The organism is Pseudomonas gingeri, from assembly GCF_013386165.1.
Classification (GTDB): Bacteria; Pseudomonadota; Gammaproteobacteria; order Pseudomonadales; family Pseudomonadaceae; genus Aquipseudomonas; species Aquipseudomonas gingeri_C.
Genome location: NZ_JACAOS010000021.1, coordinates 230811 through 257649, shown reverse-complemented (window position 1 = coordinate 257649; position 26839 = coordinate 230811). Strand labels below are relative to the sequence as shown.

Annotated in this window: 23 protein-coding genes and 1 pseudogene; 18 read left to right on the top strand and 6 right to left on the bottom strand. The window is 61.4% G+C overall.

Annotation, left to right across the window (positions count from 1 at the left end; translation table 11 throughout):
* Window positions 1–46: 46 nt before the first annotated feature.
* The 6 genes from ribBA to HX866_RS26260 all read left to right on the top strand — a co-directional run bounded on the left by ribBA (window position 47) and on the right by HX866_RS26260 (window position 6062).
* Window positions 47–1159, top strand: coding sequence for a bifunctional 3,4-dihydroxy-2-butanone-4-phosphate synthase/GTP cyclohydrolase II (gene ribBA / locus HX866_RS26285; RefSeq protein WP_177097380.1), 1113 nt, complete (start codon window positions 47–49; stop codon window positions 1157–1159).
* A 237-nt stretch (window positions 1160–1396) separates the two neighbouring features.
* On the top strand, window positions 1397–2422 hold the full coding sequence (locus HX866_RS26280; RefSeq protein WP_177123850.1) for an ABC transporter substrate-binding protein: 1026 nt from the start codon (window positions 1397–1399) through the stop codon (window positions 2420–2422).
* Window positions 2419–3363 (top strand): ABC transporter permease, encoded by a 945-nt coding sequence (locus HX866_RS26275; protein WP_177097655.1) that lies wholly within the window; start codon window positions 2419–2421, stop codon window positions 3361–3363. Before HX866_RS26280 ends, HX866_RS26275 begins: the two co-directional genes overlap by 4 nt.
* 6 nt (window positions 3364–3369) lie before the next feature.
* Entirely contained in the window at window positions 3370–4179 is an 810-nt protein-coding gene (locus HX866_RS26270; RefSeq protein ID WP_177097384.1) for an ABC transporter permease, read from the top strand.
* A gap of 17 nt (window positions 4180–4196) precedes the next feature.
* Complete coding sequence (locus tag HX866_RS26265) at window positions 4197–5351, top strand: ABC transporter ATP-binding protein (protein ID WP_177140691.1); 1155 nt, start codon at window positions 4197–4199, stop codon at window positions 5349–5351.
* A gap of 69 nt (window positions 5352–5420) precedes the next feature.
* Window positions 5421–6062 (top strand): START domain-containing protein, encoded by a 642-nt coding sequence (locus tag HX866_RS26260; protein ID WP_177140690.1) that lies wholly within the window; start codon window positions 5421–5423, stop codon window positions 6060–6062.
* Between the two features lie 135 nt (window positions 6063–6197).
* Here the strand turns inward: HX866_RS26260 and HX866_RS26255 are convergent, their stop codons facing one another.
* Both HX866_RS26255 and HX866_RS26250 read right to left on the bottom strand, forming a co-directional pair.
* The gene (locus tag HX866_RS26255; RefSeq protein WP_177140689.1) at window positions 6198–7223 is read right to left on the bottom strand and encodes an endonuclease; all 1026 of its coding nucleotides are present in this window, start codon (window positions 7221–7223) and stop codon (window positions 6198–6200) included.
* 3 nt (window positions 7224–7226) lie between these two features.
* The gene (locus HX866_RS26250; protein ID WP_177140688.1) at window positions 7227–9521 is read right to left on the bottom strand and encodes an AAA family ATPase; all 2295 of its coding nucleotides are present in this window, start codon (window positions 9519–9521) and stop codon (window positions 7227–7229) included.
* A gap of 299 nt (window positions 9522–9820) precedes the next feature.
* Here HX866_RS26250 and HX866_RS26245 point away from each other — a divergent pair, with 299 nt between their 5' ends.
* The 3 genes from HX866_RS26245 to HX866_RS26235 all read left to right on the top strand — a co-directional run bounded on the left by HX866_RS26245 (window position 9821) and on the right by HX866_RS26235 (window position 12636).
* A complete protein-coding gene (locus HX866_RS26245) occupies window positions 9821–10666 on the top strand; it encodes a sensor histidine kinase (protein WP_177140687.1) in 846 nt (281 codons plus the stop codon).
* Window positions 10663–11307, top strand: a complete 645-nt coding sequence (locus HX866_RS26240) for a response regulator transcription factor (protein ID WP_177104380.1) — start codon at window positions 10663–10665, stop codon at window positions 11305–11307. Before HX866_RS26245 ends, HX866_RS26240 begins: the two co-directional genes overlap by 4 nt.
* A gap of 126 nt (window positions 11308–11433) precedes the next feature.
* Window positions 11434–12636, top strand: coding sequence for an NAD(P)/FAD-dependent oxidoreductase (locus HX866_RS26235; RefSeq protein WP_177140686.1), 1203 nt, complete (start codon window positions 11434–11436; stop codon window positions 12634–12636).
* A gap of 118 nt (window positions 12637–12754) precedes the next feature.
* Here the strand turns inward: HX866_RS26235 and HX866_RS26230 are convergent.
* Window positions 12755–14189, bottom strand: a pseudogene (locus HX866_RS26230) (mechanosensitive ion channel family protein).
* A 261-nt stretch (window positions 14190–14450) separates the two neighbouring features.
* On the bottom strand, window positions 14451–16034 hold the full coding sequence (locus HX866_RS26225; protein ID WP_177140685.1) for a winged helix-turn-helix domain-containing tetratricopeptide repeat protein: 1584 nt from the start codon (window positions 16032–16034) through the stop codon (window positions 14451–14453).
* A gap of 227 nt (window positions 16035–16261) precedes the next feature.
* On the opposite strand from HX866_RS26225, the gene HX866_RS26220 reads away from it, so the two are divergent.
* The 8 genes from HX866_RS26220 (at window position 16262) to folD (ending at window position 24757) form a co-directional block, all read left to right on the top strand.
* On the top strand, window positions 16262–17017 hold the full coding sequence (locus tag HX866_RS26220; protein ID WP_177140684.1) for an SDR family oxidoreductase: 756 nt from the start codon (window positions 16262–16264) through the stop codon (window positions 17015–17017).
* Between the two features lie 115 nt (window positions 17018–17132).
* Window positions 17133–17612, top strand: a complete 480-nt coding sequence (locus HX866_RS26215; protein WP_177140683.1) for a carboxymuconolactone decarboxylase family protein — start codon at window positions 17133–17135, stop codon at window positions 17610–17612.
* A 79-nt stretch (window positions 17613–17691) separates the two neighbouring features.
* Window positions 17692–19248 carry an efflux transporter outer membrane subunit gene (locus HX866_RS26210; RefSeq protein WP_177140682.1) on the top strand — a complete coding sequence of 519 codons (1557 nt, stop codon included), beginning with the start codon at window positions 17692–17694 and terminating at the stop codon, window positions 19246–19248.
* A 71-nt stretch (window positions 19249–19319) separates the two neighbouring features.
* Window positions 19320–20822, top strand: a complete 1503-nt coding sequence (locus HX866_RS26205) for an MFS transporter (protein WP_256345006.1) — start codon at window positions 19320–19322, stop codon at window positions 20820–20822.
* A gap of 6 nt (window positions 20823–20828) precedes the next feature.
* The gene (locus HX866_RS26200) at window positions 20829–21863 is read left to right on the top strand and encodes an HlyD family secretion protein (protein ID WP_177140680.1); all 1035 of its coding nucleotides are present in this window, start codon (window positions 20829–20831) and stop codon (window positions 21861–21863) included.
* A gap of 170 nt (window positions 21864–22033) precedes the next feature.
* Window positions 22034–22519 (top strand): flavin reductase family protein, encoded by a 486-nt coding sequence (locus HX866_RS26195; protein ID WP_177140679.1) that lies wholly within the window; start codon window positions 22034–22036, stop codon window positions 22517–22519.
* Window positions 22520–22636: 117 nt separating this feature from the next.
* On the top strand, window positions 22637–23680 hold the full coding sequence (locus HX866_RS26190) for an LLM class flavin-dependent oxidoreductase (protein ID WP_177140678.1): 1044 nt from the start codon (window positions 22637–22639) through the stop codon (window positions 23678–23680).
* 201 nt (window positions 23681–23881) lie between these two features.
* Window positions 23882–24757 carry a bifunctional methylenetetrahydrofolate dehydrogenase/methenyltetrahydrofolate cyclohydrolase FolD gene (gene folD, locus HX866_RS26185; RefSeq protein ID WP_177140677.1) on the top strand — a complete coding sequence of 292 codons (876 nt, stop codon included), beginning with the start codon at window positions 23882–23884 and terminating at the stop codon, window positions 24755–24757.
* Window positions 24758–24847: 90 nt separating this feature from the next.
* Here folD and ptaA read toward each other — a convergent pair whose 3' ends face one another.
* Together ptaA and HX866_RS26175 are read right to left on the bottom strand one after the other, a co-directional pair.
* Window positions 24848–25954, bottom strand: a complete 1107-nt coding sequence (gene ptaA, locus HX866_RS26180) for a pyoverdine biosynthesis transaminase PtaA (RefSeq protein ID WP_177140676.1) — start codon at window positions 25952–25954, stop codon at window positions 24848–24850.
* Window positions 25955–26073: 119 nt separating this feature from the next.
* Window positions 26074–26322 (bottom strand): DUF1652 domain-containing protein, encoded by a 249-nt coding sequence (locus HX866_RS26175; RefSeq protein WP_177097423.1) that lies wholly within the window; start codon window positions 26320–26322, stop codon window positions 26074–26076.
* Between the two features lie 257 nt (window positions 26323–26579).
* Between HX866_RS26175 and HX866_RS26170 the strand changes: the two genes are divergently transcribed.
* Window positions 26580–26834: a hypothetical protein gene (locus HX866_RS26170; RefSeq protein WP_177140675.1), complete on the top strand. Its 255-nt coding sequence runs from the start codon at window positions 26580–26582 to the stop codon at window positions 26832–26834.
* Window positions 26835–26839: the final 5 nt, after the last annotated feature.

Below are 26839 nucleotides of genomic sequence, written 5' to 3'. Positions count from 1 at the left end.
TTATGGTATACCATAAATCACATTTTCAGATAGAGCGAGCGCCGGCATGGCTTTTGACAGTATCCAGGACATCATCGACGACTACCGCCAGGGCAAGATGGTCCTGCTGGTGGACGACGAAGATCGCGAGAACGAAGGCGACCTGCTGATCGCCGCCGACTGCTGCAGCGCCCAGGCTATCAGTTTCATGGCCCGCGAGGCACGCGGACTGATCTGCCTGACCCTGACCGACGAGCATTGCCGGCGCCTGGGCCTGGAGCAGATGGTGCCGAGCAACGGCAGCGCATTCAGCACCGCCTTCACCGTGTCCATCGAGGCCGCCCACGGCGTGACCACCGGCATCTCCGCCGCCGACCGCGCCCGCACCGTCGAGGCGGCGGTGGCGGCCAATGCCCGCGCCGAAGACCTGGTCCAACCCGGGCATATCTTTCCCTTGCGGGCCCGCGAAGGCGGCGTGCTGACCCGCGCCGGGCACACCGAGGCCGGTTGCGACCTGGCGCGCCTGGCCGGCTTGACTCCCGCTTCGGTGATCGTCGAAGTGATGAACGATGACGGCAGCATGGCCCGGCGCCCGGACCTCGAAGTCTTCGCCCGCCGCCACGGGATCAGGATCGGCACCATCGCCGAGCTGATCCACTACCGTCTCAGCACCGAACACACGGTGCTGCGGATCGGCGAACGGGAGCTGCCGACGGTGCACGGCACGTTCCGCCTGATCACCTTCGAGGACCGCATTGAAGGCGGCGTGCACATGGCCATGGTGATGGGCGATATCCGCCGCGAGACACCGACACTGGTGCGGGTCCACGTCATCGATCCGCTGCGTGACCTGGTTGGTGCCGAGTACACCGGCCCCAGCAACTGGACACTCTGGGCGGCCTTGCAACGGGTCGCCGAGGAAGGTTGTGGCGTGGTGGTGGTGCTGGCCAACCACGAGTCCTCCCAGGCGCTGCTGGAGCGGGTGCCGCAACTGACCCGACCACCGCGCCAGTACCACCGTTCGCAATCGCGGATCTATTCGGAGATCGGCACCGGGGCACAGATACTGCAGGATATCGGCGTTGGTAAACTGCGCCATCTGGGGCCACCGCTCAAATATGCCGGGCTGACCGGCTATGACCTGGAGGTGGTGGAAAGCATCCCCTTCCCACAACCCTGATACCCCGTAAAAAAGCGCCAAAGCCGGATCACCGGTAAGGCAAAATGCTTGCAGAAAGTTTGGAATACCATAATATGATATTCCGTAGACCGGAGATATTTGCCAAGTGCCCCCGACAGGGAAAGCATCCACGACAGCCCTTGGCACGGTCGCCTTAAAAAGCTCAGATGGACCTACTGCTCCCGATAGGCGGGCATCAACAACCCGCTCAAAAACACAACAAATGAGGGCGTGAAAATGGTGTTGAACAAAGGTGCAACCGCGACATTGCTCGCGGGTTTCCTGGCAATCGGCAGTTCCTTCGCCATGGCCGCCGACAGCGTCAACTTCGTCAGTTGGGGTGGCAGCACCCAGGACGCGCAGAAACAGGCCTGGGCCGATCCGTTCAGCAAGGCCAGCGGCATCACCGTGGTCCAGGACGGCCCCACCGACTACGGCAAGCTCAAGGCCATGGTCGAGAGCGGTAACGTGCAGTGGGACGTGGTCGACGTCGAAGCCGACTTCGCCTTGCGCGCCGCCGCCGAAGGCCTGCTCGAACCACTGGACTTCAGCCAGATCCAGCGCGACAAGATCGACCCGCGCTTCGTCTCCGACCATGGCGTCGGTTCGTTCTACTTCTCCTTCGTCCTCGGCTACAACCAAGGCAAGCTGGGCGCCGGCAAGCCCCAGGACTGGAGCGCCCTGTTCGACACCAAGACCTACCCGGGCAAACGCGCCCTCTACAAATGGCCGAGCCCCGGCGTGCTGGAACTGGCCCTGCTGGCTGACGGCGTACCCTCCGACAAGCTCTACCCGCTGGACCTGGATCGCGCCTTCAAGAAACTCGACACCATCAAGAAAGACATCGTCTGGTGGGGCGGCGGCGCGCAATCCCAGCAGTTGCTGGCCTCCGGTGAAGCGAGCATCGGCCAATTCTGGAACGGTCGGATCTACGCCCTGCAACAGGATGGAGCCCCGGTGGGCGTGAGCTGGAAACAGAACCTGGTCATGGCCGATATCCTGGTCGTGCCAAAAGGCACGAAAAACAAGGCCGCCGCCATGAAGTTCCTGGCCAGTGCCAGCAGCGCCAAGGGCCAGGCCGACTTCTCCAACCTGACCGCCTACGCGCCGGTCAACGTCGACAGCATCGCGCGCCTGGACTCGGTACTGGCACCGAACCTGCCGACTGCCTACGCTAAGGATCAGATCACACTCGACTTCGCATACTGGGCCAAGAACGGTCCGGCCATTGCAACACGGTGGAACGAATGGCTGGTCAAATGAAAATGGCGGCCACGCTTTCCCCTGACACCCGTCCAACCGGGAGCGCCCCAGGCGCTGCCGGCCTGGCCAGCAGCAAGGCGGCGGTCATGCAGCAGTCTTCCACGTATGCGCAGCGCTGGCGGGGGGCGGGTAATCTGTTACCCGCCCTGCTGTTCCTCGGCCTGTTTTTCCTCGCACCGCTGATCGGCCTGTTGCTGCGCGGCGTGCTGGAGCCCACGCCCGGGCTGGAAAACTATCAGCAACTGTTCGCCAACTCGGCCTATGCGCGGGTCCTGCTCAACACCTTTTCGGTGGCCGGGCTGGTCACGCTGTTCAGCCTGCTGCTGGGCTTTCCCCTGGCCTGGGCGATCACCCTGGTGCCCCGTGGCTGGGGCCGCTGGCTGCTGAGTATCGTGCTGCTGTCGATGTGGACCAGCCTGCTGGCCCGGACCTATTCCTGGCTGGTGCTGTTGCAGGCCTCCGGGGTGATCAACAAGGTATTGATGGCCATGGGCATCATCGACCAGCCCCTGGAGATGGTGCACAACCTGACCGGCGTGGTGATCGGCATGAGCTACATCATGATCCCGTTCATCGTCCTGCCGTTGCAGGCGACCATGCAGGCCATCGACCCGATGATCCTGCAGGCCGGGGCCATCTGCGGCGCCAGTCCATGGCGCAATTTCCTGCGGGTGTTCCTGCCGCTGTGCCGGCCGGGGCTGTTTTCCGGCGGGCTGATGGTCTTCGTCATGTCCCTGGGTTACTACGTCACACCGGCCCTGCTGGGCGGTGCGCAGAACATGATGTTGCCGGAATTCATCATTCAACAGGTGCAGTCGTTCCTCAACTGGGGCCTGGCCAGCGCCGGTGCCGCCCTGCTGGTGCTGATCACCCTGGTGTTGTTCTACTTCTACCTGAAGCTCCAGCCGGAATCTCCGGTCGGCGCCAGCAATGCGAGGTAAGTCGTCATGCTCCTGACCCCCAATGCCATGAGCCGGCGCCTGCGCCTGGGCCTCTACTTCAGCACCGGGCTGATCGCCCTGTTCCTGCTGTTGCCGATCGTGTTCATCGTGTTGCTGTCGTTCGGCTCCTCCCAGTGGTTGGTGTTTCCGCCACCGGGCTGGACACTGAAATGGTACAGCCAGTTCTTTTCCAACCCCGACTGGATGAACGCCGCCCTGGCCAGCTTGAAGGTGGCGATCCTGACCACCTTCTTCGCGGTCGCCCTCGGCCTGCCGACCGCCTTTGCCCTGGTCCGCGGACGTTTCCCTGGCCGCGAACTGCTCTACGGGCTGTTCACCCTGCCGATGATCGTGCCCCTGGTGATCATCGCCGTGGCGGTGTACGCGCTGTTTCTCAAGCTCGGCTACACCGGGACGCTGTTCGCCTTCGTGGTCAGCCACGTGATCGTCGCGCTGCCCTTCACCATCATCTCGATCATCAACTCGCTGAAGCTGTTCGACCAGTCGATCGAGGATGCCGCGGTGATCTGCGGCGCTTCACGCTTGCAGGCGGTGTTCAAGGTGACCTTCCCGGGGATTCGCCCCGGCATGGTCGCCGGGGCGCTGTTCGCCTTCCTGGTCTCGTGGGATGAAGTGGTGCTGAGCGTGATGATGGCCAGCCCGACCCTGCAAACCTTGCCCGTGAAAATGTGGACCACCCTGCGCCAGGACCTGACCCCGGTGATCGCCGTCGCTTCGACGCTGCTGATCGCCCTGTCGGTGCTGGTGATGGTGATCGCCGCCGCCCTGCGCCGGCGCAATGAACTTCGCGCCTGAGCGCCAAGGAGTAGAACATGAGTGCCGTGATCAAAGACCCCGCGCAGCAACCCGACCGCCCCCTGGTCAGCCTGCGCAACCTGAACAAGCACTACGGCGACTTCGCCGCCGTGGACAATATTTCCCTGGATATCCAGGAGGGCGAATTCCTCACCTTCCTCGGCTCCAGTGGCTCGGGCAAAAGCACCACCTTGTCGATGCTGGCCGGCTTCGAGACGCCCAGCAGCGGTGAAATCCTGGTGGGTGGACAGTCCCTGGTCAAGGTGCCGCCGCACAAACGCGACATCGGCATGGTGTTCCAGCGTTACTCGTTGTTTCCCCACCTGTCGGTGCGCGACAACATCGCCTTCCCGCTGACCCTGCGCAAGCTCAGCAGCGAGGAGCGCTCGCGCCGGGTCGAGGCCATGCTCAAGCTGGTGCAGCTCGAAACCTTTGCCCATCGCCGCCCTTCCCAGCTCTCCGGCGGTCAGCAACAGCGCGTGGCGATTGCCCGGGCGCTGGTCTATGAACCGCGCATCCTGCTGATGGACGAACCCCTCGGCGCCCTGGACAAGAAACTGCGCGAAGACTTGCAGGACGAACTGCGCCAACTGCATCGCCGGCTGGGTATCACCATCGTCTACGTCACCCATGACCAGGAGGAAGCCATGCGCCTGTCCCAGCGCATCGCGATCTTCAGCCACGGCAAGATCGTCGGCCTGGGCAGCGGTTACGACCTCTATCAGAACCCGCCGAACGCCTTTGTCGCCTCGTTCCTCGGCAACTCGAACTTCCTCAAGCTCAAGGCCCGGGGCAACGCCGCGGGGGATTTCGAGGGGCAAACCCTGGCAATCCGACCGACCAGCACAGCGTCCAGCGAGCAGCCGCTGTTGCTCATGGTGCGTCCGGAAAAGGCCCTGGCCCTGAGCCTCGAACAGGCCGCCGCCGAACCGCTGGCGGCAGGCTGGAACGAAGTGCCGGCCAAGGTCGGCGAAATGCTCTTCCTGGGCGAAAGCCAGACCTGCAGCGTGATCACCGATGGCGGCACGGCGATGACGGTCAAGGCGCTGTCGGCTACCGGCATGCCACTCAAGGCCGGCGACCTGGTGCGGGTCCGCTGGGCCAGCGCCGATGCCTGTGTCTATACCCAATGGAGCGAGAGCGATCTGAACAAGGCCGCCGGCGCCCATTGAATAAAACCCGGGCTCGGGTGTTATATCTGGGTGGCCTGGCACTCTTGGCCGCGCCACCCGGAGATCCGAATGAACATCCTGTTATCTGCGACAGCGCTGGCCAGTGTCCTCCTCAGCACGGCGACCCTGGCGGCGCCCCCGGACTGGCGGCTGGCCAAGGACGAAGACGGTATTCGGGTCTACCTGAGCCAGGTCCCCGGCTCGCGCTACCAGAGCTTTCGCGGCGAGGTGGCGATCAAGGCCGATGTCGACACCCTGAGCAACCTGCAGGAAAACCTGCGGGTCGCCTGCAAATGGCTGTATGCCTGCGCCGATATGCGCCTGTTGAAAAATGACGGCGACGACACCTGGGTCTATCTGACCACTGCGTTGCCGTGGCCGGCGCAAACCCGTGACATGGTGATTCACGTGCACAGCGAACGCGCCGACGATGGCAGCCTGACTCGACGCCTGGAGGCGGTGCCCGGCTTCGTACCCGCCGTGCCGGGGCAGATCCGTGTCAGCCAGCTGACCGGCACCTGGACCCTGCGCCCCGAAAGCGACACGCAAACCCGTGTAACTTATGAGCTGCAAGCCGAGCCGGCCGGCGATATCCCGTCCTGGCTGGCCAATCAGTTCGTGGTCGACGCGCCGATGGTCAGCCTCAGGACCTTGCGCGTGGTGGCCGAGCACCAGGGCGTGCGGCCGGCGGTGGGTGAACAGGCCCCATGACGGGAGCAGCGCTCCCCTGTAGGAGCGACCTTGCTCGCGATAAAACGTCAACGATAACGCGGGGTGTCAGATTGACCGTGGCGTTGCTGATGTTTTTCGCGAGCAAGCTCGCTCCTACAAGGGGACTGCGGTGGTTCAGGCCATGAGGCGGGCCTTGAAGCCTTCGATCCATTCGCGGACCATGGCCGAATACGGCGCATCAGGCCGGGCCATGGCCTTCATCTGCCCCAAAATCTGCTCCTGCAAAAACCGCAGACGCTTGGCGATACGTTCATCGCGCGAGCGTCGAGCCTGATCCTGCGCATCAAGAATCGGCACATCCGGGTCAGGCTCAAGTTCATCGGCCATCAACCTCATTTCCAACGCAAACATTTCCAGGAATTCCAGCTGACGCAGCAGACGCGTGCGCTCCTGCACCAGGCCCAGTCGGTTCAGACCGTAGACGTGAATCGAAAGAATGCCCTTGAGGCTCAACCCTCCCTCAAGGGCTTCCCGGATCATCGGCAGCATCGTCGCATCGACGTCGACGACACCTGGCAAGTCGGCACCCTGATGGGGCCTGGGCAATACCAGGCCGATCAGATTGGCCCGGTCGATATGAAACCTGAGGTGATCATCCGGATTATCGCGGCAAGGATCGAGCAGCAGCGGATACTCGGCGGCCAGATCGGCCGTCGCGGACATCGCACGCGGGCCCAGGATCGGAAAGCTGTCCTTCTTGCCCGTCAGGACCACGCTTGAATCGCTGAAGCCCTGGCGGTTCTCCTGCAACGTCAGCAGTTTGTTCGACAATCTGGGGGTGATCTGTTTGCGCTTGCGATTGCAGTCGATGCAACTGGGCAGCAGGTTGTCCCAATCCATGGCGACCCACCAGTAACCCGGATGGTCTGCCGATTCGCTGACGGCCCCTTTGGGCCGGTAATGTTCAACGTCGACGGGCGCTGTCGAGGCATAGAAGCTTTCGCAGTAGGCGCATTTGCCATGGAACAACTCATCCAGCTGCTTTTTTACACTGTCGGATTTGTAAACGGCAAACGCCGGAGGGCTGCCCGTCGGAGCGCTGAAGTAGCGTTGCAGCTTCTGCAATTCCTTCGCCGCAGGTGAAGTGTCGCCGGACATGGCGTCGGGCAGCTTGGCGGTCTTTCGGATCACGGCACGCATGATTCAGAGTGTCCCAAGCGCTTTGAGGATGTCCCTCTTGGATGACTCGCGCAGTTTGGCCAGCGTATCGCTGGAGACTTGTCGACGACTCTTCAGGTACTCCACCACCGCCTCCTGCACCAGACGTTGCACTTCCGTGGAACCAACCGGCAAGGCATCGCTGATATCGCGCTGGAAACGCTGCCAGGCCTTGAGCTGCGTCTCGGTCAGCGGCTTGCCTTGCTCCCGGGCCGCCAGGATATCCGTGAACATCGCCAGTTCACGCTCGGTGTCCGGCTGGTCGGTGGAACTGAGGCTGAAAAAGTCCGAGGTCAGCAACTGCTCGATGGTCAGCTGGCTGACATTGGGCAGGCGCACCACCTGCTCCACCATGACCGGCCACTCGCTGTCGGGATTGTCCTGGCTGGCGACCCGCTGCATGACGATCACCTCACCGTCCCGCATGCCCCGCAGGCACAGCGGATCGTGAGTGGTGGCGATAAAGGTCACGTTCGGCAAGGCGCTGCGCAGCGCGCCCATGATCTGAATTTTCCAGCGTGGGTGCAAATGGGCTTCGACCTCGTCGATCAGCACCACGGCCCAGGCGGTTTCCAGGCTTTCGAAGTAAGGGTTGATACGCCGGTTCATCAGGCCTTGGATAATGTCACAGACCATCGCCAGCACCGAGCGATAGCCCGAGGAAGCCAGGCTCAACGGCGTCCGGCACAGGGCCCGGCCACCGGCCGCCGCTGTGACGATCAGGCAGCGCTGGTTTTCAACGTCGCGCTCCATGACCTCGAATTCGCCTTCGATGGAGAGGATGTCCCGCAGCGCCCGCACCACACTGTCGAACTCGACCTGTTTGAGGCCCAGCAGCCACTTTTCCGGGTTGGACAGCAAGGCTGTCGAGTCGAACAGGTTGATGATCGATTTTTCCGCGCTGTAGCGGCGCACCTGCTTCTGGTATTGGCGAAAGGCGCCGTAGGCAAAGACCGGAGGTGTTCTGGGCGTACCGTCGAGCCAGAAGGCCCCTGCGGCAATGGTCAGTTTTCGTTTGTGGGTGTTCTGGAAGGTGACGCTCACCGTCGCCGAGGTGCATTGGGCAACCTGCCCCGCGCCCAACAACTCAGGATCGAGGGGCAGCGATGCAATATCGACCGGCAGTTGCCCGCGAGCCTCTTCGGTGCAGAGCGCCAGGGCCAGGGCTTCGAGGATGGAGCTTTTGCCGGCGGCGTTTTCGCCGAGGATCAGCAAGGCCGGTCGAAGAGGTTTTACATTCGCGGAGGAAGGCGCTTGCGCAAGTGGCATCGCCAGCTCGAGCTGCTCGATGCCCTTGAAGTTGTTCAAGCGAACCGACACCAAGGGAGAGTCGATCGGAGCCCGTCCTGGATCACGGGAAATCACCTTCCACAGGCGCTCCTCCAACTTGGCTTGAAGGCCCGCAAGCCGGGACTCATAACCTTTGCTACGGACGATTTTCTGGAATGTCGGCCCCATACCCACCGGCGACAGAGACAGTCGCGTGGCGCCAACCGGCATAAGCACCGAGGCAATGGAGCGACACAGCAGATACCAGAGACCACCGAACTCCAACGTTGCGAAGTCAAGGATCTGTTCGGCTTCCCGTCCTTGCGCACGGGGCTGAAGCAGTACCTCATCGGTCAAGGCGCGGAAGTATTGCCGCAGCCTGTCGCCACGTCGTTCAACCAGCTCGGGACGATCAAGCCGGAAATGGGTAATCGTTTCAAAGGCCCGCTCCGTCAGAGCGAAGAGCCTGCCGGAAAGATCGGGGCACAGGTGAGTCTCCAGACGCCTTTCCGCGCACGGGTCGAGCAGGAGACTGCGCTCTGCAAGCGGGTAGTGGCGCCATGAGCCGAGGTTTTCCGTTGCGTAATCGCGCAGTTGTCGTTCAGTGGGGATCGACATGCGCTTGCCCTGGACAGGGAAGTATCCAGGCCTTTGCGGGGTGCAATCCGCACAGATGGGATAGAGGTTTTCCCAGGCTCCGCCCAGCCAGACGTAATACAGATGAGCATCGGGCGTCTTCTCGACCGGGATCACCCCACTCTCCGGGCGAAATCGGTAGAGCGACGTGGGGACTGCGCTTTCACAGAACGCACACTTGCCGTCAAACAACCGGTTGAGGCCGGCATGGATCGACTCGAAATCCAGATCGAACAGGTCTTTCGGGACCCGGGTCTGCGCCCTCTTCCCCGGGTCGGCCAGCAAGCAGTCGGCCAGCGCTTGTCTGTTGGCGCAGGCCTCCGGGCTTTGCAACCCACTCGGCGGCGGCACGGAACTGCGATCAAAACGTTGCATGGCTCTCTTCCTTAAGCAGCCGGGGGAAGTCCGTCGCTCTCCCCGAAAAATCGACGATTCTAAACGGCCCCTCAAGAAAAACGTATTCACAACCGCCGCATTTCATCTCCAGCCTTCCGGCGCCTGGACGAATAGCCAACCAAAACTCAATGGAAACCCAAGGCACCGGCAAAGTATTCCGCCCGCTTGGCAAGCATGCTTGTGGCATTGATCGCCCTTATGCCGTTCCTGATAGCGCCAACGCGAAAGCCTGCCCATGAACGCAAACACCTCCACTCCAAACAGGTATCCGTTGCAAGATGCTGTACAAACTGCTCTGCATCATGTTGCCGTTACTGGCAATCAACCTGCTTTCGATCTGCGCCCTGATCAAGGCGCAAGCAGCGCTGTTCCGCGCCCAGGCCCAATTGGCCCATATCAGTCGCTTGACCTCTCTGGGTGAACTGGCAGCGTCCATCGTCCATGAGGTCAATCAGCCCCTGACGGCGATCAGCAGCAGCGCTGAAGCCTGCCGCCATTGGCTCGATCGCCCGCTCCCCGACCTGGACGAAGCACGCCAATCACTCGACCGGATCATCAGCTGTTCCCAACGGGCGAGTGAGATCATCCGCAGGGTCCGGACCTTTTCTCGCCAATGCGATCCGCTACGCCAGAGAGCATCGCTCAATGACATCGTCCAGGAGACGCTGGACCTGCTCCAATGCGAATTGGCCCGGCACAAGGTCTGTCCGAAAGTCGATCTCGCCACCTTCACTGAGCAGATCAACGCTGACCGCCTGCAACTGCAACAAGTCATCATCAATCTGATCATCAACGCTTGCCATGCCATGGAGAGGGTCGAGATCGGTGAACGAATCCTCTGCATTCGTACCTGGATCAAAGACAACGAAGCCGTACTGGAAGTCGCCGACCGGGGTGCGGGGATACCCGCCGATCTCCTGCCCCACGTGTTCACGCCGTTCTTTACCACTAAAAAAAACGGCTTGGGCCTGGGACTGTCCATCTGCCGCTCAATCATCGATTTTCACAACGGGCGTATCTGGGCAAGCGCCGCAACGGGCAAGGGCAGCACCTTCCTGTTTGCATTACCGGTGCTGGTCTCCGGCGACTTGCAGGCTCCACCGCCCCTTGGAAACAAGCCATGAACGCCACTGACAAAACCACCGACAGTGAGTCATTCGTCTTTATCGTGGACGATGACGAGCCACTGCGCGCCTCCCTCGGAAGTCTCTTGCGCTCCCTCGGACTGCGGGTCGAACTGTTCCATTCGACCGCGGAGTTCATGCAATACCAGCGCCCGGACACCACCAGTTGCCTGGTGCTGGATGTGCGACTGCAAGGCCGCAGTGGCCTGGACTTTCAGAACGACCTGGCCACGGCCGGCATCAACCTGCCGATCGTGTTTATCACCGGGCACGGTGATATCGCCATGACGGTACGAGCAATGAAAGCCGGAGCGCTGGACTTTCTGACCAAACCGTTTCGTGAGCAGGATCTGATCGATGCGGTTTACGCTGCCCATGCACGGGACAGACAGCATCGCGAGGCCGAGCGTCATACCGATCATCTGCGCAGGCGCTATTCGACACTGACAGCCCGTGAACAAACGGTCATGGCGCTGGCCGTGTCAGGTTTGATGAACAAACAAACGGCCGGGGAAATCGGCTTGAGCGAAATCACCGTGAAGATACACCGTGGCCAAGCCATGCGAAAAATGGGTGCCCGCTCATTTGCCGAGCTGGTGCGAATGGCTGCGGCCATTTCAATTCTCCCGCCTTCCCAATAGCAATACCTTGGTATACGAACATCACACTTCGTCATGCCTCGACTGCCCCTATGTAGCAGTGCTCCAGGCCGTGAGCGTGGATAACATCCCCCCGACGTATTCCCTCTATGTTCCAGGAGCAACCTAATGAAAAAGCAGATATTGATCATTGGCGCAGGATTCGGCGGAGTCTGGAGCGCCTTGAGCGCAGCCCGTTTGCTGGACAAGCACGATCGTCATGACGTCGATATCACCGTTTTGGCGCCTCAGGCCGAACTGCGGATGCGTCCACGCTTTTACGAGGCCAACGTGCATACCATGCAGGCGCCCCTGAACGACTTGTTCGACGCCGTGGGAGTGAAATTCGTACGGGGCTCGGCCGACCTCATCGACGAGAAAAACCAGCAGGTCAGCTACAGCGACACACACGGCCATCAAGGTCAGTTGAGTTATGACCGATTGGTACTGGCCTCGGGTAGCCGCCTCAATCGCCCCGCCACCGAAGGCATGAGCGAGTATGCGTTCGACGTCGACCAGATCGAAGAAGCCGCTCGTCTGGAAGCCCACATAAAATCGCTGAAGGATCGGCCAGCCAGCGTTGCCCGCAATACGGTAGTGATCGCCGGTGGTGGCCTGACCGGCATCGAAACGGCAACCGAAATGCCTGCGCGTCTGCGCGCGGCCCTGGGCAACGACGCCGAGATCCGAGTGATTGTCGTCGACCGCAGCCCTCAAATCGCCGCCACCATGGGCAACGAACTGAGTCCCTTCATTTTCGAGGCTTCAGAGCATCTGGGGGTCGAATGGGTACTCAATGCAAGCGTCGCCTCGATCGATGCCGAGGGGGTCACCCTTGCCGACGGTCAGCGCATCGAATCCAACACCGTGATCTGGACCGTCGGCTTCCGTGCCAGTCCCTTGACCGAACAAGTCAACGGTAACCGTGATCATCAAGGCCGGCTACACGTCGATCAGCACTTGAAGGTACGCAATCAAACGACGGTGTATGCCGCCGGGGATGTGGCGTATGCCGCGACCGATACGGCTGGCAACTTTTCAGTGATGTCCTGCCAGCATGCGATTGCCCTGGGCCGCTACGCCGGCAACAACGCCGCTGCGGACCTGCTGGGCGTGGAGCCGATGCCTTACAGCCAACCCAAGTACGTCACCTGCGTGGACCTGGGCAGCTGGGGGGCCGTGTTCACCGAGGGCTGGGATCGACAGGTAAAACTGATCAAGCACGAGGCGAAGGCGTTCAAGACTCAAATCAACACCGTGTGGATCTATCCGCCCGCGGCTGACCGTGCCACCGCGCTTGCCTCCGCCGACCCACTGATTCCGGTAGCCTGATCGCAAAACAGCCAGTCAGACATCCCCATCCCGGCCAGCACTCTCCTTGCTGGTTCGGGCATTTCCCAAGTGCCCGCCACGAACTTTCCGGCGGGCGCTTTTTTTTGGGAAAGCCATTTCAGCGCCGTGGCAACAGCCAGTGCCACAACCCGCTTTTCTTGAGCGCTTCAGGTTTTTGCGTGACGATGGCCTGACGAATGCCCTGACGCTGATCCTGCAGATGGCCCAGGGCAGATTTCAAATCGCTGGGGTGTTTCAACTGAGTGTCGAGCGCCGCTCTTTCAATCCGGAAAAACCGGCCACTGGTGATACTGCGAAACTCTCCCAGCGAGCGGCTTTCGGCAAGCACCCCCTCTTCGCCCATGACCTCCCCCGGCCCGATACGCATGGCCTCAACCCGTTTTTCAGCATCCTGAATCGAAACGGAAACCACCCCGGTACTGATAATCATCAGGCAATCGGCAACCGCACCGAAAGCCAGGAGCACCTCATCGGCCTGATAGTCCACCGGGGTCATCTCGCGGGCGAGACGATCACGTTCATCGTTGCTCAGTGAGCGGAAAATACGCACGTCCTCCAGCAACTGCCGTTGACGGTTCCAGGGCTGATTGTCCTGATCGGTGTCCCAGGAAACACCGGTGGCTTCGAGGTGACGATGGGCGAGATCGAACATCAGGTTGCACACTTCGGTCTTGTCTTGTTCCAACGCGATGTAGCCCTTGAGTTCGTACTCGGTGTACTCGAGATGAGAACTCTTGATCGAGACTTTGGCGGAAAACGCCGGTAACAACGCCTGAGTCCCGCGCAAGGTTTTTTTCCAGGGCATCAATGACGCGACGCGGACGCATGCTGCGGGGTACCGCAATGGTCACGCTGACACCTTGTGCGTTCCCGGGACGACTGAAGTTGATAATCCGTGCTTTCGCCGCCACGGAGTTGGGCACCACCGCGACGGCGCCCAGATCGGTGATCAAATGCGTCGAGCGCCAGTCAATCTCGACCACTTTTCCCTGGGTCCCCTCAATGGAAACCTGGTCCCCCAGTTGGTAAGGCTTGGTGGTGTTGATCACGATGCCCGAAAACAGATCGCTCAATGTGCTTTGCACCGCCAGGGCGATCACGATCGCCATCGCCCCGGAAGTCGCCAGCAAGCCTTTGACCGGCAGCTGCAAGACATAGGCGGCGGCGCCGATAATGCCGACCAGGAATATCAGCGCCCCCATCAGATCGTAGAGCAACCGGGCGTTGCGACCGGCGCGCGACATCAGGCCATTGCCCAGGATCACCGTCAGTGTCCTGGCCGCAAATAGCCACCAGCCGATGCCCAACACCGTGGCCATCAGGTTCAGTACCGGATCCTCCGGCCAAAGGGGGGGTTGCAAGGGGCTGATGCCGACAGACAGCATGACCCAGCAGAACAACACGAAAATTCCGACGCGCACGCACATTCGCAGGTTACGCCGCGAGGCACCAATCAACTGCCAGAGCGCCAGCTCAATCAGTATCAGGGTGATGGCCGCAATCAAGGGGTGAGCCTGCAGGAATGTAGACATGAATGGCTTCTCCAGAATCCTTTATGCCGTGCAAGGATTCAGTGAACAGGTGGCAAGCTGCGCGCAATCTCCTCTCCATCAATAGATAGATTAGCGTTCAGGGGAGAAAAACCGCGGCGGCCGTTGGAAGCGCTGGACGGATGGGCCTGAGCGGCCGTTTCTACCCATCCAACCGACGATGCACTTTAAGTCGCACACCGGCACCAGGCACTCCTGCTTCAGTGCTAAGCGCTCATACGTTGGTGTGCTTGTGCAACCCGTTTATTCCGGCAGCCCCGCCTTGCGCAGACCGTCCACCAGCGTGGCGAGATTCTCCGGCCGCTGGATCGGTAGCCACTCGGTAAGATTGGAGAGACGCAATGTAGGGTCGAGCTGACGGACATGCGCCATCGCGTGCTGCGCGTCGCTCATCCGACCGGCAAGTGCGTGGCTGGCCGCAAGGATGACAGCAGCCAACAGAAAACTCGGTAAATCGCGGAAGGCTTTCTCCGCCAATGACGACGCCGTATCAAAACGCTCGACGAAGAGATGCGCGACCGCCATTCCAGCTTGCATCCTGTACAGTTCCGGGTCGAGGGGGCTCAACCGCATGGCGTGCGTGAAGTATTCGATGGCCGCGTCGGTTTCGCCCTGCCAGAGTCTGAGGAACGCGCCGAGGTACCACGCTGCGGCAAGATTCGGATTGAGCATGAGTGCCCTGTCCAGCAATGCGATGCCGCCCTGGTGATCGCCGGCCAGATAGCTGAGCGTATGACCGCTTCTGGTGAGAGCGACCGCATCGCCCTTGTCCAACTCCACGGCCCGACGAGCCAGGCGAATAGCCTCCGCGATCTCCAGTGGATCATCAGTCATCCAGCGATTGGCCTTGCGCCAACTACGACACCACGCCGCCATCGCATAGGCTGATGCAAATTCCGGGTCGAACTCGATGGCCTTGTGGAAGAGCGGCACGGCCTGGTCGATAGACTCTTTGGTGCCATGATGAAACTTGGCCATTGCGCGCAAGTAATAATCGTAGGCGTCGAGGCTTTCGGTTGGCTTGCGTCTCGCACGCTCGATCTCCGCTCGCTCAAGCTGTGGTGCAATCGCGCCGACCACACTCTCGGTAATCTGGTCCTGGAGCTCGAAGATGTCTCCCAACACACCTTCGAAGCGGCCCGCCCAGTGGAGTTCCCCGCTGATCGCATCGATCAGCTGGCCGGTGATGCGCACCCGCTCCCCGGCCTTGCGCCAACTGCCTTCCAGTACATAACGCACGCCCAACTCGCGGCCGACTTGTTTCACGTCAACCGCCCGGCCCTTGTAGGTAAAGCACGAGTTGCGCGCGACGACGAACAGCCAGCGATACTGCGACAACGCCGCGATGATGTCCCCCACCACGCCGTCGGCCAAATGATCCTGTTCCAGGTCCCCGCTCAAGTTCACGAACGGCAGTACCGCAATGGACGGTTTGGCAGGCAGCGCCGGTGCGGATGCGCCGGCTTGAACCGCGCTGGCGGACTCGCTGCCGGAAAGGCCACAGTCCTCCAGTGACTTGACTTCCCTGACCTCGGCGATGAAGCGAAACCCCTTGCGGGCCACCGTTCGGATCACGCTCTGCTGCTGACCGTTGTCGCCGACGGCCTTGCGTACCGCGTTGATATGACTGGCCAGGGTCGATTCCGAGACGATGCGGCCGCCCCATATCGCATTGATCAAATCGTCGCGACTGACCACGCGCTCGCGACTGTGCGCCAGATAGACCAGCAGATCGAAGACCTGGGGCGCCGTCGCGATGACCTGGGAGGCCCGGAGGAGTTCGCGTCGATCCAGATCGAGCACGCACTCGTCAAACACCAATAACATTCAGGGTTCCTTGTCCCGTACTGACCCACCGGGCACATGCCCACCAATACCGACCGGCGCTTTGCGGTCAGGCTGAACCCTTTATAACACGGGCTCCTGGACAAATACCCAAGCCAAATTCAATGGAAACCCAAGGCATTGGCAAAGTATTCGATCGGGCTGACCAGCACACTCCCTGCATCGGTCACCGCAACGAGGATGATCGACACTCAAGCGAGGAGCGAGACATGAAAATTGTCGTGATTGGCGGTAAAGGACTTATCGGCTCGAATATTGTCAGCAGGCTGCGTCTCAATGGCCATGAAACGCTGGCGGCATCGCCGAGCACAGGCGTGAACACCCTCACCGGGCAAGGATTGAGCGAGGTGCTTGTCGGCGCCCAGGTCGTCGTCGACGTGGCGAACTCCCCCTCGTTTGAAGACCAGGCCGTCTTGGAGTTCTTCAAGACCTCCAGTCAAAACCTGCTGGCCGCCGCGGCGGCCGCTGGCGTGGAGCATTACGTCGCGCTCTCTATCGTTGGCACCGATCGCCTTCCAGAAAGCGGTTACCTGCGGGCAAAACTTGCCCAGGAAGAGCTGATCAAGGCATCGAAGCTTCCCTACACCCTCCTGCGCTCGACACAGTTCTTCGAGTTCGTCGAAGGCATTGTCAACTCAGGTGTCAACGGCGACACGATTTGCCTTTCGCCCGCCCTTATCCAGCCTGTCGCGGCGGATGACGTCTCGGCCGTGCTGGCCGATCTCACAGTCGGCGCACCGCTCAATGGCATCGTCGAGGTGGGGGGCCCCGATCGCTTTCCTCTCGATGAACTCGCACGCAAGTTTCTTGCCGCGCGCAACGACAAAAGGCCGGTCATCGCCGATGTGCGTGCGCGCTACTTCGGCAGCGAGCTGGATGATCGATCCCTGGTTACCGGCGATAACGCGCACATCGGCGCGACACGCTTCCAGAACTGGCTCAATCGTTCATCGACACAAGGATGAGCCTGGCGCTCATCAAGCATCACCGCCCGCCCTTGCGGGCTACACAGGCGTGCCAGCCAGACGCTAGCACGCTGGATACCCAGGTAGGACGTACCTCTCACATCGAGGATCCATCATGACCCAACGCATCGATTACCAGAAGCAATCCCCCGAACTGTTCAAGAAGTTCGTCGAGTTCAGCATGGCCTTCAAACAGTCCGCCATCGAGGAGCCGATCCGCCATCTCGTGGATATCAGGGCATCGCAGATCAACGGCTGCGCGTTCTGCCTGGACATGCACGTCAAGGAAGCCACGATCCATGGCGAGCGGCCGCTCAGGCTGCATCATGTCGCCATCTGGCGCGAGTCGACCCTGTTCAGTCCGCGCGAACGCGCGGCCCTGGCGTGGACCGAAATCCTGACCCAGATCCCTGCCCAGGGCGTGCCTGATGACCTCTATGAGCGTGTTCGCACGCAGCTGTCCGAGAAGGAATTGTCCGACCTGACCTTCCTGGTCATGTCGATCAATGCCTGGAATCGCATCAACGTGGCTTTCCAGCTCGTACCCGGCGCGTACGACAAGGCATTCGGTGTAGACAAGTCCGGCCTGTCCTGACCAGGCATCGAAGCATCGGCGCGGTCGCGCAAGGACGCCGCGCCGATGCGACCCCATTCATGACTACCAGGACGCTGTAATGACCTCACATTCGGTACGCTCGCCACTACAGCTGTGCGCAGCCGCAACGCTGTGTGTCGCCTCGCTGGTTGGCTGCACGGTGGGACCCGACTTTGTGAAGCCTGAGAGCGGGCTTGGCAAAACGACCCTGGTGCCCAGGCAGGAATCCGCCAGCACTCCCCTCACGTCCGAAGCCAGGGTTCCCTCCCAGTGGTGGCGGTTGCTCAACGATGCACTGCTCACCGAATTGCAAGCACGTGCGCAGGCTGAAAACCTGGATCTGCAAATAGCCTCCGAACGCATCGAGCAAAGCCGGGCGCAACTGGGTATTGCCTCCGCGCAGTCGCTGCCCAGCGTGGGAGCCGGAGCCAGCTACGACCGCGAGGGGCTCAGCGAGCATGGCAAGTTTGTCGCACTGGGAGCCTCCAGCAGCCCCTACGACTTCTGGCAGCTTGGCTTCGATGCCAGTTGGGAGATCGATCTTTGGGGACGTGCACGACGTCTGCGCGAAGGCGCCGCAGCGGCCCTGGAAGCCACGGTATATGACCGCGAAGCAGCTCGGGTGGCCGTGTCCGCCGAAGTGGCGCGCACCTATTTGCAGTTGCGCGGCACGCAGGCGCAACTGGACATCATTCAGGAAAATCTGACCATCGCCGAACACATTCTCGGCCTGATCGAAAGCCGCGAGCGTAATGGCATCGCGACTCGCTTCGAAACCTCATCGGCGCGCGCGCGGGTGGCGACAATCAAAGCCTCGGTTCCCGAACTGATCCAGCGTCGCAACGCCCTGATGAATGCACTGGCGTTGTTATTGGGTGAAAAGCCGCGGGCGCTCGATGCCCGGCTACGTGAAACCCTGCCCTTGCCTTCACTTGCGACCCGCATACCGATCGGTGTCCCTTCTGAATGGGCTCACCGGCGACCGGACATCCTGCGCGCCGAAGCGCAGCTGCATGCCGCCACGGCAGCCATCGGTGTGGCCAAGGCCGACTTCTATCCACGTATCGGCCTGAGAGGGCAAATCGGTGTGGAATCCTTCGAAAGTGGCGATCTCTTTAGTTGGGACTCGCGCTTCTTTTCCGTCGGCCCGACGGTTTATCTCCCCATCTTCCAGGGCGGGCGGTTGACGCAGCGCCTGGCCCTGAACGAGTCCCGGCAAAAAACCGCAGCGCTGGCCTATCGGCAAACGGTATTGCGCGCCTGGCACGAAGTGGACAATGCCTTGGATGCCTGGACGGCCCAGCAGCGTCGGCATGATGAGTTGCTGGTTGCGTATGAGCAGAACAAGCAGGCCTTGCAGGCTGCCGAGCGAGGCTATCAGGAAGGTGCCGCCGACTATCTGAGCGTACTGACGGCGCAGCTCAACGTGCTGGCCAGCCAAACCCGTCTCAATGACAGCACGACCAACGTCACGCTCACCGTGGTCAACCTCTACAAGTCCCTGGGTGGCGGTTGGGACCCGGACGCACTCAAGAATACGCTGCGGGCCGGCGTCGATGATTCGCCAGTGCCTTCATCGGATGATCCGGCTGCCAGGGTGTCACCGGCCACTTCACGCTCGAAGGCCGACCAATGAATGGCGCCGCATTGTCGCCAGAGGACGCTCCTGCAACCGGAGCGTCCCTGGCCAAGCCCTCGAAGCGCCCCATGGCAGGTCTGGTTGGTATTTTCCTGGCCGCCATGATGGCAGGATTGAACGCCCGCGTCGGCGCATTGGCGCTGGCCGATGTCCGTGGTGCGCTGGGTTTTGGCCTGGACGACGCCTCCTGGCTGACCACGGCATACAGTGCCGGGGAACTGATCGCCATGCCATTTTCGGCGTGGTTTGCCATTACGCTCTCGGTCCGCCGCTTCGAACTGTGGATGCTCGGTACTTGTACGCTGCTGGCAGTGCTCCTGCCGTTCATTCACGATCTGAACCTTCTGTTGATCCTGCGCTTTGTTCAAGGCGTTGCCAGCGGCACGACGATCCCGTTGCTGATGATGGCCGCGCTGAAATTCCTGCCACCGCCCATCCGCCTGTATGGGCTGGCGCTGTATGCGATGACCGCCACCTTCGCGCCCAATCTCTCGATCTGGCTGGCCGGGTACTGGACCGATGGGCTGCTCGACTGGCGCTGGCTGTACTGGCAGATCGTTCCCCTCGCCTGCGTCGCCGGATTGTTGGTGGGGTGGGGGCTGGCGCGTGAACCCATCCAGAATGCACGCTTTGGGCAGGCCAATTGGTCCGGCATGGCCTGCGGTGTGCCCGCGCTCGGCTTGATTACCGTCGCCCTGGATCAAGGCGTGCGGCTGAACTGGTTTGAGTCGCCGTTGATCACTTTATCGTTGATGGCGGGGCTGGCCCTGCTGGCCGTCTACCTGCTCACCGAGTGGTACCACCCGTCGCCGTTCATCAAATTGCAGATCCTGGGACGCCGCAACCTGGGACTGGGCTGCACCCTGTTCGTCTCGCTGCTGGTGGTGCTGATGTCCAGTTCACTGTTGCCGGCCAACTATCTCGGCGCACTGCAGAACTACCGGCTCGCGCAAATGGCCTCGATCGGCCTGATCATCGCCTTGCCGCAACTGGTCCTGGGCTTTGTGGTGGCGCTGCTGTTGTACCAGAAGTGGCTCGACGCGCGCATCGTGTTCGCCTCGGGGTTGTTCCTGATCGCGCTGGCGTGCTTTTGCGGTGCGCAATTGACCTCAGACTGGAACCGCGATCAGTTCGTCGTGGCGCAAACGCTGCAAGCCTTTGGTCAACCGATGGCAATCATATCGATGCTGTTTCTGGTCACCAGCGTGGTGCAGCCCCCCGAAGGCCCTTATGTCTCCGGCACCATCAACACGCTGCGCGCCTTCGGGTCACTGGTCGGGGCCGCGCTGGTCGGACAGCTCATCAGCATGCGCGGCCGCTTCCATGGGGAAATGCTGCTGGACCAGGCGGCCCTGGCAAGTAACGCCCTTGCGCAGGCGCCTGAACCGTCCCAATTGATCGGCATCATCGACCAGCAGTCGCTGGTGCTGGCGGTCGCCGATGCCTATCGCGTGCTTGGCATTCTGGCACTGCTGTTGGTTCCTCTCGTGCTGCGGCTGACCTATATCCCCGCACCCGATTTGCCCGCGGCCTCGCCCCCTTCTGCTATTTCACCTTCCTCAGACGAGTAATCCATCATGGCCTTACCGAAGAAAGCCAAGCTCATCAGTGCCGTGCTGCTGCTCGCCGTGGCGATTGGCGGCATTCTCTACCTCAATCGCCCCGAATCCCGCGCATCGACCCAGTCCACCGATGACGCCTACGTACAAGCGGACTTCACCGCGGTGGCGCCGCGGGTGTCGGGAACGGTTGACAAGGTATTGGTCGAAGACAACCAGCCAGTCAAACAAGGGGCGCTGCTCGCGACCCTTGATGATCGTGATTTCGTGGTTGCCGTGGAGGCGGCGACGGCCCAGGTCGCGAGTGCCCAGGCCGGTATCGCCAGCCTGGAAGCACACCTGGCCCAACAGGAAAGCGCAATACGCCAGGCACACGCGGCAGTCGCCGCAGACGACGCCGCACTCAAGCTGGCCAGAGTCAATCAGGCGCGTTATCGCAACCTGGCCAGCGACGGCTCGGGCACCGTGCAAGCGCGGCAGCAGGCCGAAACGCAATTGAGCATTCAACAGGCCGGCGGGGAAAAGAGCCAGGCGGGTTTACAGGCGGCTCGCCAACAGGTGGATGTCCTCAAAGCCGATCTGGAAAAGGCACGGGCGACACTTGCCCAAGCGCAAGCCGCGCAAGCCAGCGCGCAACTGAAGCTTTCCTATACCCGCATCAGCGCACCGATCGGTGGCACGATCGGACAGAAATCGGTACGTGTGGGTGCTTTCGTCGATATTGGAAAACCCTTGTTGGCGATTGTTCCGCTCGATGCGGTCTATATCACGGCCAATTTCCGGGAGACGCAACTGGCCCGCGTGCAGTCAGGCCAAACCGTGGATATCGAAGTGGATGCCTTGCCGGGCGAGGCACTGAAAGGAACGGTGCAAAGCCTGGGACCGGCCAGCGGCGCCAGCTACTCCGCCGTTGCGCCGCACAATGCCACTGGCAACTTTACGAAGATCGTCCAGCGCCTGCCTGTGCGCATTCGCATTGATCCCGAGCAACCTGCCGCAGCGAAGCTGCGAGTCGGCATGTCGGTAACAGCCAAAATCCGTATGGGCCAATAACACCCTGCCTCGTCGGACAAGACCTTGTTCGAACACTTGCCCACCGCCACCGCCCCGATGCGGACCATCATTCAGTCACCTCGAAAAAAGCTCTTGCAAGGATGGTATTACGGTATACCATAATACTTAAATCCCACAAAAAGCAGCTTCAGCCACCCGAGGGCCGTCCAATGATCGATGCCGCCATCTACAAACAAGTCATGGGCTCGTTCCCGTCCGGGGTCACGGTGATCACCACCCTGGATGACGACGGCCAGGTGGTGGGCCTCACCGCCAGCGCCTTCAGTTCCCTGTCCATGGACCCGGCCCTGGTGCTGTTCTGCCCCAACTACAGCTCCGACTCCTATCCGCTGCTGATCAAGAACAAGCGTTTTGCCATTCATGTGCTGTCCGGCGGCCAGCAGCACGAGGCCTATGCCTTCGCCCGCAAAGGCAAGGACAAGGCCCAGGGCATCCAATGGACCTTGAGTGAACTGGGCAACCCGCTGCTACCCAACGCCAGCGCCATCATCGAGTGCGAACTCTGGCGCGAATATGAAGGCGGCGACCACGCGATCATGGTCGGTGCGGTGAAGAACCTTATCGTGCCCCGCCAGGACAGCGGCCCGATGATCTACTGCCACGGCAAGATGGGCACCCTGCCCGTTCTCGCCTGAACCCGGACGCCGAGCTACAGACGGTCCTTGCTTCATGGCAATAATCAGTATTATGGTATACCAATAATTCAGCAGTCAGACCTGCCGGCCAACAACAAAAGATCCGAGGTAAGCGTCATGAAATTTTCCCTCTTCATCCATATGGAGCGTTGGGACGAAAGCGTCAGTCACCGCCAGTTGTTCGAAGACCTCAGCGAACTGACCCTGATGGCCGAGGCCGGCGGCTTCAGCACCGTATGGATCGGCGAGCATCACGCCATGGAATACACCATTTCGCCGAGCCCGATGCCGCTGCTGGCTTATCTCGCGGCCAAGACCCAGACCATTCACCTGGGCGCCGGCACCATCATCGCGCCGTTCTGGCACCCGTTGCGGGTCGCCGGGGAATGCGCCCTGCTGGATGTCATCAGCAATGGCCGGATGGAAGTCGGCCTGGCCCGTGGCGCCTACCAGGTGGAGTTCGACCGCATGGCCGGCGGCATGCCCGCCTCCTCCGGTGGCCAGGCGTTGCGGGAAATGGTGCCGGTGGTGCGGGCCCTGTGGCAAGGCGACTACGCCCATGACGGTGAGATCTGGAAATTCCCCACCTCCACCAGCGTGCCCAAGCCGATCCAGCAGCCCAACCCGCCGATGTGGATCGCCGCCCGCGACCCGGATTCCCACAACTTCGCCGTGGCCAACGGCTGCAATGTGATGGTCACGCCGCTGATGAAGGGCGATGAAGAAGTGCTGGACCTGAAGAACAAGTTCCAGGCCGCGCTGGACAACAATCCCGAGGTGCCGCGCCCACAATTGATGGTGCTGCGGCACACCCACGTACATGCGGTCGATGATCCCGAGGGCTGGAAAGTCGGGGCCACGGCGATCTCGAAATTCTATCGGACCTTCGACGCCTGGTTCGGCAACAAGCAGGTGCCGGTCAACGGCTTCCTGGCGCCCAGCCCGGAAGAGAAATTCGCCGAGCGGCCGGAGTTCGAACTGGACAATATCCGCAAGAACACCATGATCGGAACACCGCAGGAAGTGATTGCGCGGATCCGTTATTACCAGGAACTGGGGGTCGACGAGTTCAGTTTCTGGTGCGACAACAGCCTGTCCCACGAGGAAAAGAAAAAGTCCCTGGGGCTGTTTATCCAGCAGGTGGTGCCGGCCTTTCGCTAACCGGCCCGGTCCAGGGCGGCCCTGAGGCCGACTTCACAGCCGCTCGACACACCAGACGCCACAACCGTCCCACCTGCTGCGCTATGTCACACCAGCCGCCCGCACACAGGTGATATATTCGCGCCACTCTCCAGGGGCTTGATCCTTTCGTTCAAGCCCCTGATCGATCTCCTGCTGACCCAGACGACGGTGGCGCATTCAATGAGCAGTTCCCTTCCCCTCGCCCGTGATATCGATGGCAAGGCCATCGCCGCCCGGGTGCTCGACGAAGTCCGCGCGGACGTCGCCACCCTCGCCCAACAACAGGTTTTCCCGGCACTGGCGGTGCTGTTGGTGGGCGACGACCCGGCCAGCCACGTCTACGTGCGCAACAAACTGCTGCGGGCCGAAGAAGTCGGCATCCGCTCCCTGGAACATCGTCTGCCGGACAGCATCGGCCAGGCCGAACTGCTGCAACTGATTGCCGAACTGAACGCCGATCCGACAGTGAACGGCATCCTCGTGCAACTGCCGTTGCCCGCGCATATCCAGGAGCATGCGGTGATCCAGGCCATCGACCCGCTCAAGGATGTCGACGGTTTTCATCGGGAAAACGTCGGCGGCCTGGTCCACGGCGCCGAGGTGCTGACACCCTGCACACCCAGTGGCTGCATGCGCTTGCTGGAGGAAACCTGCGGCGATCTGCGCGGCAAGCACGCGGTGGTGATCGGCCGCTCGAATATCGTCGGCAAGCCGATGGCGACCTTGCTGCTGCAAGCCGATTGTTCGGTCAGCGTGGTGCACTCGCGCAGTGTCGATGCCCCGGCCTTGTGCCGGTTGGCGGATATCGTGGTGGCCGCCGTCGGGCGCCCGCAGTTGATCGACGCCAGTTGGCTCAAGCCAGGCGCGGTGGTGATCGATGTGGGCATCAACCGGATTGAAACCGAAACGGGCAGCCACCTGGTGGGGGATGTCGACTATGCCAGCGCGCGCCGGGTGGCCAGCGCGATCACCCCGGTACCGGGCGGGGTCGGGCCGATGACCATTGCCTATCTGATGAAGAACACCGTGATCGCCACGCAACTGCAACGGGCCTGAAAACAGGCTCGGAGAGGTTTTGTCGATTCAGCCCCGGTCAGCCGTAGCAATCAGCAGCGTGACGGGGGTATCGCCCCGTCACAGCCCAGCTCAATGTTTCCCGGGCAATGCCACCACGGCAAAGGCGTTACGCAAGCGCGCCATCTCCTCGTCTTTACCCACCGTGATCCGCAGCCAGTTCGGCCAGTCCGGCCAGATCCGTCCGACCCGGACACCGCGCTGCGCCAGCCCCTCGGCAATCCCGTCGGCGGGACGCCCCAGGTTGACCATGAAGAAATTGCCCTCGGCCGCCGTGCAGGCAAACCCCCGGTCGCGGAACCAGCCCATGGATGCGTCACGGATACGGGCGTTGGTACGCTTGCGTTCCGGCAACAGGGCACGGTCCTCCAGGCTGGCAATGCCCCCCAACAACGACGAGGCGGCAGCCACATTCTGCTCACCCAACACATTCAAGCGCTCCAGCAAGGCCGGCTGGCCGACGGCAAATCCAAGCCGCGCGCCGGCCATGCCGTAGATCTTGGAAAAGGTCCGCAGTACCAGCAGGTCCGGATGCTCCTTGACCAGCGCGACACAGCTGGGGGCGTCGCAATAGTGGATATAGGCTTCATCGACGACCACCAGCGACCCCGCCGGTTTGTCCTTCAACGCACGCTCGATCTGCTCGATGGGCGTCAGGGTGCCCGTCGGGTTGTTCGGATTGCAGATATAGATCACCCCCAGTTGCGGGTCCGCCGAGAGCATCGCGCCGATATCGTGGGCATGTGCGGCCGTCAGCGGCACCTCATGCACCGTCGCCTGGTGGGCCGCCGCAGCCAGTCGCGGGGCTTCGTAGGACGGCGTCGCCATCACCAGGCTGCGTGGCCCGGTAAACGCCAGCACCGCCTGCTGCAAGGCGACCTTGGAGCCGGCATAGATATCGATGCAGTTCTCGGGGACTCCCAGTTGCTGGGCCAGCAGTGTCACCAACTGGTACTGGAACGGGTAGGGATAACGCCCGGACAGGGCGATGCCCTGCTCCATCGCCTTGCGGGCCGACGCCGCAGGTCCCCAGGGGTTTTCATTGAAATTGAGATAGATCTCGTCGGACGCAGCCTTCGGCAGGGCCGGCAGCGCTTTGGCAAACGCCCCCGCCGAACTGCTCAACAATGGCAACGCGGCCATCCATCCAACCACTGAACGACGTGTGATATCCACCATATAAAGATCTCCCTTGATCAATCAGATCCGATGACCTTTTCAAGTCATTTGTAAAAATCTGTTATCAAGGGGACGAACGCTAAAAAGCACGATTTAGCGGTAATCGTGTACCAAGAAACCTACATGCCACTGGCAAAGGCCCGGCGCCCGGCCTTCATCTCGGTGCGCAATTCACCGATGAAGTTTGCAATCGAACGGATGCTGGTGAAGCTGCTGGTGGACACGCCATTGAGCTGCAAATCCACGCGACCCGAAATCGGATCGAAGATCTTGATCATCAAGGCACCGCCAGCATTCGCCGTGCAGGTGCAGGACAGCGGAAGAAAGCCGGATTCAATGATCTGGCAGAGCTCTGCTTTCGGGATCATGCGGTTCATCCTTGAGGTCGGTCTGGGTGGTTCTTGTCAAATCCAGCGTAGACCAGTTATTTCAAGCGCCACAGTAGAGGCCGGAAGATCGTTCGAGAGACTGTGATGGCTGTCACAGACTGGCCCTCCACTCCACCGCGCAAGCCGACGAACTGCCCCTCCCTGACCATCGCAACATCCTGTATCAACTCTGGATCAAAGCTTTTCCAGCAGAGGCCGTTAGCCCTATTGATAACACTTCTTATGGATGGATCGATATGGACATCAAGAGCTCAATTTCTCTGACGCCTTCCACCAACCCGTCGGCCCTCGCCGACAAGATGGTCAAGGCAGACCAGCCGCCGCCGCCCAGCATTATCAGCGACAAGGCCCGCGAGGCCCTTAAAGAGGCCCTCAAGAACGGCCCGCCGGCGGTGGTTTATCACCCCAGCGACGACGTGCCGGTCGATCCTCCCGTCGTGATCTACTCCGAGTCAGGCAACGTCCCCCAGCCCCCCGTGACACGCGGCTGACAAAC

Bases quoted from the DNA above. Each gene is read 5' to 3' on its own strand.
- ribBA (WP_177097380.1), top strand. From the start codon at position 47: ATGGCTTTTGACAGTATCCAGGACATCATCGACGACTACCGCCAGGGC.
- HX866_RS26280 (WP_177123850.1), top strand. From the start codon at position 1,397: ATGGTGTTGAACAAAGGTGCAACCGCGACATTGCTCGCGGGTTTCCTG.
- HX866_RS26275 (WP_177097655.1), top strand. From the start codon at position 2,419: ATGAAAATGGCGGCCACGCTTTCCCCTGACACCCGTCCAACCGGGAGC.
- HX866_RS26270 (WP_177097384.1), top strand. From the start codon at position 3,370: ATGCTCCTGACCCCCAATGCCATGAGCCGGCGCCTGCGCCTGGGCCTC.
- HX866_RS26265 (WP_177140691.1), top strand. From the start codon at position 4,197: ATGAGTGCCGTGATCAAAGACCCCGCGCAGCAACCCGACCGCCCCCTG.
- HX866_RS26260 (WP_177140690.1), top strand. From the start codon at position 5,421: ATGAACATCCTGTTATCTGCGACAGCGCTGGCCAGTGTCCTCCTCAGC.
- HX866_RS26255 (WP_177140689.1), bottom strand. From the start codon at position 7,223: ATGCGTGCCGTGATCCGAAAGACCGCCAAGCTGCCCGACGCCATGTCC.
- HX866_RS26250 (WP_177140688.1), bottom strand. From the start codon at position 9,521: ATGCAACGTTTTGATCGCAGTTCCGTGCCGCCGCCGAGTGGGTTGCAA.
- HX866_RS26245 (WP_177140687.1), top strand. From the start codon at position 9,821: ATGCTGTACAAACTGCTCTGCATCATGTTGCCGTTACTGGCAATCAAC.
- HX866_RS26240 (WP_177104380.1), top strand. From the start codon at position 10,663: ATGAACGCCACTGACAAAACCACCGACAGTGAGTCATTCGTCTTTATC.
- HX866_RS26235 (WP_177140686.1), top strand. From the start codon at position 11,434: ATGAAAAAGCAGATATTGATCATTGGCGCAGGATTCGGCGGAGTCTGG.
- HX866_RS26225 (WP_177140685.1), bottom strand. From the start codon at position 16,034: ATGTTATTGGTGTTTGACGAGTGCGTGCTCGATCTGGATCGACGCGAA.
- HX866_RS26220 (WP_177140684.1), top strand. From the start codon at position 16,262: ATGAAAATTGTCGTGATTGGCGGTAAAGGACTTATCGGCTCGAATATT.
- HX866_RS26215 (WP_177140683.1), top strand. From the start codon at position 17,133: ATGACCCAACGCATCGATTACCAGAAGCAATCCCCCGAACTGTTCAAG.
- HX866_RS26210 (WP_177140682.1), top strand. From the start codon at position 17,692: ATGACCTCACATTCGGTACGCTCGCCACTACAGCTGTGCGCAGCCGCA.
- HX866_RS26205 (WP_256345006.1), top strand. From the start codon at position 19,320: ATGGCAGGTCTGGTTGGTATTTTCCTGGCCGCCATGATGGCAGGATTG.
- HX866_RS26200 (WP_177140680.1), top strand. From the start codon at position 20,829: ATGGCCTTACCGAAGAAAGCCAAGCTCATCAGTGCCGTGCTGCTGCTC.
- HX866_RS26195 (WP_177140679.1), top strand. From the start codon at position 22,034: ATGATCGATGCCGCCATCTACAAACAAGTCATGGGCTCGTTCCCGTCC.
- HX866_RS26190 (WP_177140678.1), top strand. From the start codon at position 22,637: ATGAAATTTTCCCTCTTCATCCATATGGAGCGTTGGGACGAAAGCGTC.
- folD (WP_177140677.1), top strand. From the start codon at position 23,882: ATGAGCAGTTCCCTTCCCCTCGCCCGTGATATCGATGGCAAGGCCATC.
- ptaA (WP_177140676.1), bottom strand. From the start codon at position 25,954: ATGGTGGATATCACACGTCGTTCAGTGGTTGGATGGATGGCCGCGTTG.
- HX866_RS26175 (WP_177097423.1), bottom strand. From the start codon at position 26,322: ATGATCCCGAAAGCAGAGCTCTGCCAGATCATTGAATCCGGCTTTCTT.
- HX866_RS26170 (WP_177140675.1), top strand. From the start codon at position 26,580: ATGGACATCAAGAGCTCAATTTCTCTGACGCCTTCCACCAACCCGTCG.